Source organism: Flammeovirga sp. SubArs3 (assembly GCF_947387565.1).
Taxonomy (GTDB): domain Bacteria; phylum Bacteroidota; class Bacteroidia; order Cytophagales; family Flammeovirgaceae; genus Flammeovirga; species Flammeovirga agarivorans.
Genome location: NZ_CANDOA010000004.1, coordinates 297,740 through 309,761, shown reverse-complemented (window position 1 = coordinate 309,761; position 12,022 = coordinate 297,740). Strand labels below are relative to the sequence as shown.

Here is a 12,022-nt window from a genome sequence, read left to right as displayed (position 1 = left end):
CTGAACTAAAATCTTAATATTGATCACCTAAGTCAGTAATTAAATCGTCAAAAATCTGTTCGTCTAGAGGACGATGTAGAACATCCAATTCTTCCTCTGAAAATGACGATTCTATATTTTCGAAATCCTCAGAAGTTTCTAAATTTTCACTTCCATAATAATTTTCTGATGGTATAAATTGATCTTGTAAATTCATAGTAGTATTTCTTTTTGATGAATAAATTGATGATGACACAAAGGTCTAGAAATACTCTCCCAATAGATGGTAAAAAACGATAGATAATTGGTAAAAAAAGAATTATTCAAATCCTTCAACTACACTTTAGTTTAATCACATAAAAACAACCACACAAAACAGCAACATTAAACACTCAAATACAGCAAGTTAAATACAAATAAAGTAATAAATAAGACACCTGTAAATCCACTTAATAGAATACAACAAACCAATATAAAAAGTATTAAAATTAATCTGATAGAAGATATATTTTGGGTAATAAAAAAGGAAATAATTTACCAATATACATCTGTTTTCTACTAATGCAAAAATACTGAGTTTACTAATTTTGTCATGTCATAAATCAAGAAATTAATATTCAACAAAACACGCCTTGGATTGAATTATTAAAATAAACATTAGGTAAAATTTTATTGAGTTTACACCCTATCAGCCCTGCCGTTAGGGTGTTTTTGTTGACAGAATAAAGTATATAAAAAAAGTGATACTAATCGATTAGTATCACTCTTCTTTCTATAATAATATTTCTCGCCTAACGGAACATTCTATTCAACTCATAAGAATTTGCATTAGTATAGAATTCACTAAATACATCATTAGTTTCCTGAAATGCAGCTGAACTAAAACGATGGTCCAAATGGAAATTGATATTCTCCGCTTTTGAGTAGGTGTTTTTTACTTTCGTAGAATTCTTCTTAGGTTTTCTAGTAACAATATTCATAATATAAAAAATTAAGTATTAAAAAATAGGTTATTATTGAGTTGTATTAATTTCTGCGGGTTACTTTCGGTAAGTTATTACCATTTTCAAGTACTTTGTCTTTTGGCCAATACTCTCTTAGTATTAAAGAGAACCTTCCTTTTTCTGGAGTTGGTAACCAATTACTTTCTGCACCAACTTCTGGTTTAGTACTTTGAATGTAGATGTCTAATGATCCATCTTCATTGAATTTTAATCCATCCTGGCTTCCTACTTTATATCTGTTGATCAAGTTTTTCACTAGGAAGTTTTTCTCGTTGTAGCAAGTCAATGACCAAAATGCATTCACTTGAGGTAATTGCTCTTTTGTAAAATGCAATACATATTTCCTTTTTGAGGTAAGTACTTTACCTCGACTATCTATTCTTGTAGCGGCATAAATTGCATCTTCCCTTTGGTTCATTCCCAACCTTGTAAAAGCTACATAGGCTCTACTCGAATATTTGTCTTTGTATTTTTTGATTACCGAGTTACTATACAACCAAGGGAATTTCTGACAGGTATTATTTTCAGAGTACCATTCTGATTGCATTTGCTTAGGTACAGACTCAAAAACAATCGTTTCTTTTACTGATAACTTTGTGATATCATAGTTCTGTCCCGCCTGAAATCCAATTTCTTTAAGTTTGGATAGCATAGTGGAATCCGAATCTAATGGCTTATTCTGATATAAAAGCATCGATAACCTATTCATGAATTGCTCTATGTTCAATTCTTCAACAGCCTTAATAGGGTAAGTATTGGCTTTATATAGTACCATTTCCTTTTTGGGTGTATAGTCTTGATTATCCCATTGGCTTAACGGTCTCGCGGTAATTCCTTTCTGGAATTTGATTACTTCGTCCTTATCTTTTTGAGATTGCTTCACCATAATACGTCCATGAATCCAAGCAGAATTTGTTGGTGAAGATATATGAATCATCCCCTTAGGTAATTCTCCTTCCCAATTGGGACCAGTGTATACTATAAACTGGTCTTTGTTTCCTGTCGTCCTAGTTCCAGGTGAAGCAAATACATTAGAAAATGCATCCATTGTAGGCATCAAAAAGTAATGGTCTGAAGCAGGAATATGAACAACGACTGGCTCATCTGATAAGTCTAACCAACACATAGAATAGAAAGTGTCTACATTGGGTCTGACTACATTTCTAAATTCCCAATCTGGAAACCTATGATAATGATGAAAAGTATTGATTGCATTATCCTCAAATTGATTTAAGAAATAACGCTTTGTATAATCCATTAATACTATTGGAAATCCAAAAGCATATACTTCTTTAAACAGTTCTTCTTTTTGCTGCATTTCTACAACATCTTTTTTAAACTTCCATGAAGCCAAAACAAGAACTCCTAAAAGGAGAAGTACCAATAAAAGTATATGTGAGGATTTAGAGATCTTCATTCTAAACAATTTTCATAGTATTAAGCATAGATATCTAATAAAACGAGGGATAAAAAAGTCAGAATTTTATATTTCAATCATTATCTTTCATAATTCGATTATACCAGTAAACCAAGAGGCATTAGCTACCTCTTGGTATTGTAAGTTTAAGCGGATTGAAGTACAGAGTTGATAAAGTCTTTTCTATATTGTTTTGGGCTAAGGTTAAATTTCTTTTTGAAAGCAGATGAAAAATGACTGGCACTAGAAAAGCCTAAATCCATAGCAATCATCGACATTGTTTTACTTCCATCTCTTAACATCACTCTTGAATGGTCTAACCTCTCATCCAAGTGGAATTGATGGATTGTAGTACCGAAGATCTGTTTAAATAAGAACCTCAATCGACTTTCACTTAAGCCACATTCTTTCGATAACTCATCAATGATGATCTGCTCATTAATTCTGTTTTTTAATATATCTCTTGCTTTAAATACGGGTTCTACACTAAATGTATATTTATTAGATTCGTCAATCTTCTCCCTATCATTAATATTCGAGAAGAATACTGTAACTAAATGTTTGGCGTAAATCTCTAAGTATTCATTTTCAAAAAGACTTCCTTTTTCTACTTCAAAAGCCTTTTGGAAAAAGTCTCTCATACTTGGGTCAAATTCTTCAAATACAAAAAACTGCTTTTCTAAATCCAGTGATTCAGCTAATGCCTTACTCTGGTCAATAAACTTTTGATAGTAGTCTTTCTCCAAACGAACAGAAAGGTATTGTACTGTTCTTCCTTCTTCAATTGTAAAGCTTAAAGCTTCAGAAGAATTAATACTAAACGCTCCGGTAGTATTCAGTTTATACTTCTTTTTTGATTGCTTTACATTACAAGTCACTTCTACTGAGGTTGTAAAAGGGTCTCCAAAAAGAATAGGTATATATTCAGCATAGTCATCCAATTGATAACCATCTACATCTAAAGTCTTATTTAATTTATAATCGAATCGGATTAATTCAATCGAATCATTCAATTTGAACCCCTCAATTTCTCCCTTACCAATCTCATTATTGAAAGTCATTTTATGTCCTTCCAATTTACCATTAAAGAGTTTGGTCCAAGATTCCATTACATGAGTTAATTCCAATTTTGACATATTAGGTATTTTATAGTAGAAAGTATTTAAAAAATTATAGTACCAGTGTTATGTACTTAAGCTAAAAAAATAAACCACTGTTATATTACAGGGCTTCCTCGTTAAACATATGGGTAATTTACATGAACACTTAACTATCGTCGTCAACTATCCAAACGTGTCTTTTTGAGACATCAACTTTCACAGAACGGTAAAAGTGTTTCATAATTCGACTTTCAAAAGCATTTTTTAAAATTTTTAGCTTCAGATTATGATGTAAACGTTAATGAAATTAACTATTAACTAATGACTGTTTACATCGATTGTTCCCTTCTGATAGATAACGTTTAACTCATTATATCATCAAACTCAATACGACATGAAAAAAATACTTTCGGTACTACTAACAGTATTTATAACATTTTCCAGTTTTGCTATTAATGAACCTGTTAGCCTAGATAAAGAAGCTAAAATTTATATCCATAATACATCTGCCGGTGTTGCTGCATTTGCTTTTAGTGACAATGGAAAGGTAAAATACATTATAGACCTTAGTGATGGATCATTTTATGAATATGAAGGTACCTACACAAAAAATGAAAAAACTGTTGAAGTAAATCTTACCAAAGGGCATGGTGAAACGAACATGGGAATTGAATTGAAAAATATCAAACCTAAGAGAAGTAAAGTGCATTTGAATATCAAAGACAATAACACTTTAGTAGATCAGGATCACCTTAAACATGGTGTTTTCCATTTGTTAGAAAATCCAAAAGGGAAGTAAATCAGCACCTTTCACTTAAAATGTTTATTATCTTTGTAAAAAGGGTATAAACATTAAACATATGAAATTAATACAAACTCTAGCGGTGATACTGCTTGCTTCCATCGCTACTTTAGCTCAGAATTATCCATTTGAGAGACAAATTATTTTCGAACAAAAAGAAAATGGTGTCGTAAAAGAATATCCTTCCATTAAAATTATGGTAGGTCAGAGTGAAGCCATTGGAGCAAGAGCTGTTTTAGAAGAAGATGCCGGAGCACAATATTTCATTGTTGACTTTGAAAAAAATAAATATCTGATCTTAATGCGTCAGTTTGGACAAAAAATCGCTGTCGAATCTGAAGCAGATGTTTCTAAACTAGATGTTTTAGGAATTGATGGTGCTAAAGTAGAAGAAGTGAAAAAAGGAAAGAAAGAAATCCTTGACACAAAATGTAAAATCTACAAAGGCACAAAAGATCATTTAGAGGTAGAGCTTTATATCGGTGCTCCTAAATTTGTTGCCAAAGGTCTACATAACCTTACAAAAGTAATGACAGACCGTATCGGTATTGATTTAGCCGATGACGAGATGATCCTAGGAGCCAAAATCGTTGATAAGAAAAATAATGGTACGCTAGAAGTTGAAGCAACTAAAGTGTACGAGAAACCATATAAGCTAAGTACTGAAGGGTATAATACATTTGGTACAGGTGGTATGGGATTCGGTTTCTAATCACAACGCTATATCAACAAAAAAGTCCATGATACGAAATATCAAGGACTTTTTTTATTGGTTAGGAATTTTGATTAATCAAAAATCTGTTCCATTGTGATACCAAACTCATCTTCAATCTCTGTTAAGCGATTAAGATCTTTTTTCGTAAGAATACAAAGAGAAAGTCCTTTCTTACCCGCTCTAGCAGTACGACCACTTCTATGAGTAAAGTATTCAGACTTATCGGGTAACTGATAGTGCACAACATAAGCTAAGTCTGCAATATCAATACCTCTAGCCGCTAAATCTGTAGCAACCAAAATTTGTAACTTCTTAGATTTGAAAGCACGCATTACTTTGTCTCTCTCATTTTGTGACAAGTCACCATGAATAGACTCTGCTTTAATCTGCTTACCATGTAACTGTTTCGCTACTTGTTGAGCATCTGCTTTCGTTCTAGTAAAGATCACACCTCTTTCATCACCTTGCTGACGTACGAACCAGTTTAATGTTTCCATCTTATGCTTCAGGTCAGTAATGATATACTCGAACTTGATTTTTTTATTGATCACATTCATTGGGTTCACCTCAATTCTGAATGCATCTTTTTTCATGTACTTCTTAATAATCTCTTTAATCCCTGCAGGGAAAGTAGCGGAGAATAACCAAGTAGCCTTTTTATTTGTTGTCAGGCGAAGAATTTTATTTAAATCCTCCTTGAAACCCATACTTAACATTTCATCTGCCTCATCCATCACTACAGTTTTCACTTGTGATAAATCTACAGCGTTTCTATTGACCAAATCAATTAGACGGCCTGGCGTCGCCACAATAATATGTGTAGGACGTTTTAGCTTATTGATTTGAATATCAATAGGAGCACCACCGTATACAGCTTCACAAAATACTTTATGATAGTACTTTGTAAATCTGAACAGTTGTTTTTGTATCTGTTGTCCTAACTCTCTGGTAGGTGATAAAATTAAAGCCTGAGGTTGTGGATTTTTAGGGTTTACAGCATGAAGTAATGGTAAACCAAAAGCAGCAGTTTTACCAGTTCCCGTTTGTGCCTGTCCAATAAAATCAGTTCCCTCTTGCATTAAAAACGGTATTGATTTTTGCTGAATAGCGGTCGGTTCTTCAATGCCGTTTTCCTTTAGTGCTTTCACAATTGCACTATGAATTCCTAAATCCTTGAATGTCATAATAATCTTAATGATTCATTTTTCGATCACAAAGGTAAGTGGATTTATCGGGATTTTATGAGTTGAAGAGATTTTGTAAGGATTCTTTAAGAATAAGACTATCAAAACATTGATTGAGCATAAAAAAAAGGACTGTGGGGAAGCAGTCCTTTTCTAATAATAGTATTACGTTTTTAATAACGATATACATCAACCCATTCTAGATAAACTATACGAGGGTTGTCAGCAAACATTGATGTGGGCAACTCAATTTCGTTGTAGCCTGTTGCCTTATTCATCTTTTTAATCTCTGTACCTTTGTACGTTGAGACATATTGTGGTCTACTACTGTCTGAACTGTAAAAGCGTTCGAAAATATGCTCTTTGTCTGTGTCAGTATAGGCTTTGAAACCTTCTACTCTGTCAAAGGGCAAGCGAACCACTATTTTCTCAGACCAAGTGTTCCCTTGTGGTAAAGTAATACTAGCTTTACCGATATCAGCGGCATGGACGAAGTCAATCACTTTCTCACCAATCGAGTCGGTCATTTTTACTTCATTGTGTCCTCTGATAGATTCATAGCGTACTGTCGTGTCAATCTCATCTTTTGTGCTACACCCAAAAAAACATAGAATTGATAATAATAATAAAGTTTGTTTCATTTAAGAAGTTTATAAATCGTGGAGTACAAGTAAGTTAATCTATCCATTAAAAGTTTTTGCTTGAGAAATTAAATTGGTACGATCCCTGAATTCATTAATTTTTAACGGAGCTTTAATTTATGAATTTTTACAGAAATATTATAAAAAATCGAAGAGTATTTGCGTAAAAAAAGCACTTTAAGTAAACAAAGGTACTTAAAGTGCTTTTTATGATATCTATTTGATTTCTAATAACCTAATTTAATAATATTTAGGTTATCTCCATATGCATTTGCTATGGCTAATTCGTTAGTTCTTTTGATGTATTTTAGACCACATGGACCATCAGCTGTTGACTGAATAATTCTTGGTTCTCTTTTTAAAGAATCTGTTACTTTAATAATCACATTTTCTTTTTTATCGGCTCCCCAAGCTGTTAAATAGTAGCTCATTGATCCGTTAAATGTAATATCTTCCAAGTAAGGATACTCCGGAATAGACAAAGCCAATTCAACCGTATTGTCTTTTAATGAACAAGAATAGATTCCTCCTCCAGATTCCTGAGAGCTCAAGATCAATACTTCTTTCAACTTTTTATTATACAATAACCCCGCAGGCGCTATAACGTCTTTTGTAAGTACCGAAACATCTTTCTTCTTGATATTTATCTTAAAAACAGTGTTCGCCTCTTTATCAGAAACAAAGATATCTGTTCCATCAGAAGAAATTGATCTAAGAGCAGTAGCCCCTTCGACAGTTTGTTCAAAAACTTTTTCTTCTGTCTTTAAGTTAAATCCTTTTACAGCATTTGAATCTGCTACATATAAAATGCCTGATTCAATCATTACGCCTCTTGGATGGTTTAAACCTTTCACTGCAAATACAGCACCTCCACGTCGGCCTCTTTTAATTACTCCATTATTGCCAGGTGATGAAATATAAAAAAGTCCTGATTTTTCATCGAAAGCTACATCTTGTGGTGTTTGTAGTTTAGCGTCTGGATCAGCAGTAATTGTTTTTTTTCCTTTTGATTTTTTTTTCTTGGAATCATCACTCTGCCCTATTACAGCTTGAGAGATACCTAATACCAAAAATAAACTGATTAATATCCTATACATTTCTCGTCAATTTATTCTATTTGTTAACCCGATCAATGCACAAATATAAAAGAAGAATTAGTTCTGTATCATAATACTTAGTGTTATAAAATACTATCATTGATATATTCAATATTATTAAGAGCCAAAAAAGGTCAATAACATTGTTTATTATTGACCTTTTTAGTGATTTTTTTTATTTCGTTTACATTATAACACTCCCTTCTTGATTGCTTCTGAAGCCAAATGAATAATATTTTTCATCTTGTTCTTTTTAATCATGTTCTTTTTATGGCGATTAACCGTCTCCACTGCAATTTCTAACTTTCCTGATATTTCTTTAGCGCTCATACCGTCAGAACTTAAAATCAGGATATCCTTTTCACGATCTGATAATTCAATGAGATGAGATGGCTTTTCTGGAGCACAATACGCTTCAACATTAAGATTTACAGATTCTTTTTCATCAGAGTTATAGAAATTGATAGTATAATTCTGATCTGTTGTGATATGAGAAATATTAGTAACACTAATAAAATACATCGTCACTTCACCATTCTTAATACGAATAGGAATGTTTTGCTGCATCAATACTTCTTTTTTCCCTGCCTCACTGATTCCTCTAAAAGTAAAACTTGATTTATAAGGCTTGTTACCTCTTGTCGAGTACAAGTACAGATGATAACTAAACAACTTATCAATGGTATATAAATACATCTGCCTATCATCATCCAAGATAAATTCATTCACTAAATCTATTAGATATTCTACTGGTCCCGAAGGTACATCATCAGTAAAATAAGTTCCTTGAACAGCTAGAACTTTAAATGTTTGCTGCTCAACATCTAAAATGCATGAATAAGTAGGTCCAGGGTAATGGTAACTCTTACTTTCTTCTAGAAGTTTATCATAATTGTCTAAGTCTTTGATAACATTAGACTGTACTTTCTTACTCGTCCCTTTCTGACGGTATATATGTATTAATTGTTCCTTAAATGTAAGAGAAGCTTTTTTCATTTCAGTAGTCTAAAAAATATTGAGTCGCAAACAGTAACGAATGGTAACCATAATATTTTTTGTCTTTGTCTTTTTAACGATATTCTTTTTGTGTGTCGTGACGGTATGAATACTCACATTGATCTTTTCAGCCAATTCCTGATTAGATAATCCTTCGCTGACTAAAGATAAGATCTCTATTTCTCGTTTGCTTAATGATAAAATAGCGTGACAGGTTTCTAAGTCTTCAACTGATGAGATATTACTAAATGCAATATTCTTCTCTAAATTTACAAAAGTGACACCTTTTTTCAAGGCAGAATCTAAAGTCTCATCAAATAAGGTATTAAATACTGTAATTCTAACGATCTGTTTATCTTCAAAATCAACTTGTGTAACTTCGGCAAACACCTCTTCTACTCTACCGTCTTTATAAACAAAGGGGTACGAAAAAAAGGATCTAAAACCATTTAAGTTATCCTTATAGATGTCGTAAAATGTTTCTAAAATCTGTTTTATTCTAGGCAATGAAGTGGATTGAAATTCTTTTGTTCCAATAGTAAATCCATCAGCATTCAATATTTCATCTTTCGCGTAGCCAGTTACTGAAGTAAAATTCTCAGAAACGTTCTCAAATTTTCGGTCAAAACAGTTAAATATATAAGAGAAGTTGTCACCTAAACTTAAATACTTCCCTCTTAACCCTTCCTCTAGGTCGTTAATACTTGTCATGCTAGTAATATATAATAGGTAAAGGCACTCATCTTTAAATTGTGCAATCTCTACGGATAGTAAAACAAAAGTAATGAGATCCATTTTCATTACCAATTAAGCATTCATAAAATCAGCTTGAAATTGCATTAATCCCATTTTACCATCAAATAATGATATAGAACTTCATTAGTAATCAAACAAAAAACAACACACATATATCAGATTATCAATAACTTGACCAAATATCGATCATCCTATCTAAGGGTACTTATCCATATTTTACCATTGTGAGACATCTTCCTAATAAAAGCTAACAAAAGGAAATAAAGAATTTTAAGTTTCGTTATACTACTAAATGTTAAATCGACATCTACACCCAAAGTTATTTTTAAGTAAAAACAATCGCTTTACTCATGTTTTCTCTTAAAAACTTTTAACTTGTATAACAAGACCGTCGAAATCTTTTAATCAATCATTTTCAGCTATTCTACAAGATGAAAAACAATAACTCAATTTTATTTTTTTTATTTTCTTTACTTCTTTCTTTGGGTACTAATGCCCAGAATAAAGCACTTATCCCAATCGAACAAAATGGACTTTGGGGATACTGTGACTTTTCTAGAAACATTATCATCGAACCCCAATTTGATGACGCCAAACTATTTGATAACGGGTTAGCCATAGTAAGTAGCAACAATAAGTATGGTGTTATCAACCAAGAAGGAAACTGGGTAATCAGTAACAAATACAATGAAATTACTTCCACATTAGCTAATGATGAATTTATTGTAACAACATCAAAAGGTAAATCAGGGATCATTCACACGAATGGAGACAAAGTTTTAAACACCAAATACGACAGTGTTTTTGTCTTTGATGAAAGAGGTGATTATTTGGTATTTAACAAAAACCAATGTGGTCTATATAATACGAACGACAAAAATTGGATTTTGCCTGTAAAGTATACCGAAATTGCATATGACGAAAATAGCCTACTAAGAATTACTCAAGCGAATAAAATAGGATTCTTGAATGCCGAAAATTTCCAAATAGTTTCTGAACCTCAAATTATAGTCAATAAAACGAGAGGCGGTGTTGCAATGAAAGCCGTTGTTTTTGATGATTGGACAGATTTCTCAGTGGTAAGAACCGATGGAGGTTATAACATTCTAAACAAAGAAGGTAAGGTATTACTTGACACTTCGTCTCCACAAAAAATTGAAGAGATTGATATTGAACTGTATAACGCTAACGGGTACAATATACCTTCGAATGCGATGTATGTTGCAGAAGATCAGCTTTTCTTAGTAGTTGGTGATACTTTTGAAATCAAGAACATTGAAGAATATAAATTAAAGGCCGTAGATTACGATGGTCTTGGAATCCTACAAAAAGGCGATAAATTTTATATCACAAACTTAGACAAAACTGTTTCTGAGGGCTACGATAGCCTGTTCAGTTTTAATAAAGATTATCTGCAAGGAGTAAACTATAACCCTGCTTCCGGAACATCAACAAAATCATTAGTAGTTATCAATAAAAAAGATGCTGATTTAGGTAAAGAGGTGGTTTCTAATTTCACAACGATGATCTCATACTCCAACGATGATTTAAACAAAGATCAACATTGGGCTTTAGTCATCTCCGATAAGAATAAACAAGGTATTTTTGATCTAGATAACAAAAAATACATCATTGAAGCTAAGTATGATTATATCTTCACTCCTTATCTTAAAGATTACGGCTTAATAATGTTAGGAGATGAAATTGGTAACTATGCTTTCTATAATGTAAAAACTCATAAAGTCATTTCAGAAATGACATATACTCCTACAGTCAATACAACGGCAGCGGATAAAGGCATATTATTCTTTGAGAAAAATGGAAAAGGTAGTCAATCAACAAAAGTATTGGATGTTTACTCGATTAAAGAAAATAAGTTAACGGGTAAAGTCATAAATGGTTATGATGTTAAAGTAAGACCTGCCAAAGGTTCTTTACATTTTAACCCTAAACATTTAGGTTGGGAAACAAACCTAGCTTACGAATTTAGTGAGTTTGCTCCAGATAATTTTGAATACATGTATGTCAACGATCATGGTCATGGAGAAATTGGAATTGGGTTCCTAGATAAAGATTTTAAAGAATTAGTTCCTGCCAATTATGCTACCGTTTCTTTTGCTTCTGAAAAAGAACCTTATATAAAAGTAACTGATTTTATGTTTAATGAAGGAATGTTATCTCCTAAGGGTGAAGTGGTCGTTCCAATAGGAAAATTCCAAGAGGTGCACCCTATCTCAGACGGTATAATTCCTGTGGTAGATAAGAATGGGATACAGCATTTCCTTGATAAAAATGGCAACGAATTAACCGTAAACAACTGATATTTAATTC

12 protein-coding genes are annotated in these 12,022 nt (G+C 32.4%); 3 read left to right on the top strand and 9 right to left on the bottom strand.

Annotated features, from left to right (window positions below; all coding sequences use genetic code 11):
• Positions 1-13: 13 nt before the first annotated feature.
• From QL232_RS13600 to QL232_RS13585, 4 genes are all read right to left on the bottom strand, one after another.
• On the bottom strand, positions 14-196 hold the full coding sequence (locus tag QL232_RS13600) for a hypothetical protein (RefSeq protein WP_281614508.1): 183 nt from the start codon (positions 194-196) through the stop codon (positions 14-16).
• A gap of 574 nt (positions 197-770) precedes the next feature.
• Positions 771-959 (bottom strand): hypothetical protein, encoded by a 189-nt coding sequence (locus QL232_RS13595; RefSeq protein WP_281614507.1) that lies wholly within the window; start codon positions 957-959, stop codon positions 771-773.
• Between the two features lie 46 nt (positions 960-1,005).
• The gene (locus QL232_RS13590; RefSeq protein WP_281614506.1) at positions 1,006-2,400 is read right to left on the bottom strand and encodes a DUF1254 domain-containing protein; all 1,395 of its coding nucleotides are present in this window, start codon (positions 2,398-2,400) and stop codon (positions 1,006-1,008) included.
• 146 nt (positions 2,401-2,546) lie between these two features.
• Positions 2,547-3,536: an AraC family transcriptional regulator gene (locus QL232_RS13585; protein WP_168881700.1), complete on the bottom strand. Its 990-nt coding sequence runs from the start codon at positions 3,534-3,536 to the stop codon at positions 2,547-2,549.
• A gap of 358 nt (positions 3,537-3,894) precedes the next feature.
• On the opposite strand from QL232_RS13585, the gene QL232_RS13580 reads away from it, so the two are divergent.
• Entirely contained in the window at positions 3,895-4,299 is a 405-nt protein-coding gene (locus tag QL232_RS13580; RefSeq protein WP_168881701.1) for a hypothetical protein, read from the top strand.
• Positions 4,300-4,360: 61 nt separating this feature from the next.
• On the top strand, positions 4,361-5,014 hold the full coding sequence (locus QL232_RS13575; protein ID WP_281614505.1) for a hypothetical protein: 654 nt from the start codon (positions 4,361-4,363) through the stop codon (positions 5,012-5,014).
• 74 nt (positions 5,015-5,088) lie between these two features.
• Here QL232_RS13575 and QL232_RS13570 read toward each other — a convergent pair whose 3' ends face one another.
• From QL232_RS13570 to QL232_RS13550, 5 genes are all read right to left on the bottom strand, one after another.
• Entirely contained in the window at positions 5,089-6,201 is a 1,113-nt protein-coding gene (locus QL232_RS13570; RefSeq protein WP_168881703.1) for a DEAD/DEAH box helicase, read from the bottom strand.
• A gap of 173 nt (positions 6,202-6,374) precedes the next feature.
• On the bottom strand, positions 6,375-6,842 hold the full coding sequence (locus QL232_RS13565; RefSeq protein WP_281614504.1) for a hypothetical protein: 468 nt from the start codon (positions 6,840-6,842) through the stop codon (positions 6,375-6,377).
• Between the two features lie 227 nt (positions 6,843-7,069).
• Complete coding sequence (locus QL232_RS13560) at positions 7,070-7,939, bottom strand: hypothetical protein (RefSeq protein WP_168881705.1); 870 nt, start codon at positions 7,937-7,939, stop codon at positions 7,070-7,072.
• Between the two features lie 189 nt (positions 7,940-8,128).
• The gene (locus tag QL232_RS13555; RefSeq protein ID WP_281614503.1) at positions 8,129-8,935 is read right to left on the bottom strand and encodes a LuxR C-terminal-related transcriptional regulator; all 807 of its coding nucleotides are present in this window, start codon (positions 8,933-8,935) and stop codon (positions 8,129-8,131) included.
• 9 nt (positions 8,936-8,944) lie between these two features.
• The gene (locus tag QL232_RS13550) at positions 8,945-9,646 is read right to left on the bottom strand and encodes a LuxR family transcriptional regulator (protein WP_281614502.1); all 702 of its coding nucleotides are present in this window, start codon (positions 9,644-9,646) and stop codon (positions 8,945-8,947) included.
• A 476-nt stretch (positions 9,647-10,122) separates the two neighbouring features.
• Between QL232_RS13550 and QL232_RS13545 the strand changes: the two genes are divergently transcribed.
• Positions 10,123-12,012, top strand: coding sequence for a WG repeat-containing protein (locus tag QL232_RS13545; RefSeq protein WP_281614501.1), 1,890 nt, complete (start codon positions 10,123-10,125; stop codon positions 12,010-12,012).
• The last annotated feature ends 10 nt before the right edge of the window (positions 12,013-12,022 follow it).

Bases quoted from the DNA above. Each gene is read 5' to 3' on its own strand.
- QL232_RS13600 (WP_281614508.1), bottom strand. From the start codon at position 196: ATGAATTTACAAGATCAATTTATACCATCAGAAAATTATTATGGAAGT.
- QL232_RS13595 (WP_281614507.1), bottom strand. From the start codon at position 959: ATGAATATTGTTACTAGAAAACCTAAGAAGAATTCTACGAAAGTAAAA.
- QL232_RS13590 (WP_281614506.1), bottom strand. From the start codon at position 2,400: ATGAAGATCTCTAAATCCTCACATATACTTTTATTGGTACTTCTCCTT.
- QL232_RS13585 (WP_168881700.1), bottom strand. From the start codon at position 3,536: ATGTCAAAATTGGAATTAACTCATGTAATGGAATCTTGGACCAAACTC.
- QL232_RS13580 (WP_168881701.1), top strand. From the start codon at position 3,895: ATGAAAAAAATACTTTCGGTACTACTAACAGTATTTATAACATTTTCC.
- QL232_RS13575 (WP_281614505.1), top strand. From the start codon at position 4,361: ATGAAATTAATACAAACTCTAGCGGTGATACTGCTTGCTTCCATCGCT.
- QL232_RS13570 (WP_168881703.1), bottom strand. From the start codon at position 6,201: ATGACATTCAAGGATTTAGGAATTCATAGTGCAATTGTGAAAGCACTA.
- QL232_RS13565 (WP_281614504.1), bottom strand. From the start codon at position 6,842: ATGAAACAAACTTTATTATTATTATCAATTCTATGTTTTTTTGGGTGT.
- QL232_RS13560 (WP_168881705.1), bottom strand. From the start codon at position 7,939: ATGTATAGGATATTAATCAGTTTATTTTTGGTATTAGGTATCTCTCAA.
- QL232_RS13555 (WP_281614503.1), bottom strand. From the start codon at position 8,935: ATGAAAAAAGCTTCTCTTACATTTAAGGAACAATTAATACATATATAC.
- QL232_RS13550 (WP_281614502.1), bottom strand. From the start codon at position 9,646: ATGACAAGTATTAACGACCTAGAGGAAGGGTTAAGAGGGAAGTATTTA.
- QL232_RS13545 (WP_281614501.1), top strand. From the start codon at position 10,123: ATGAAAAACAATAACTCAATTTTATTTTTTTTATTTTCTTTACTTCTT.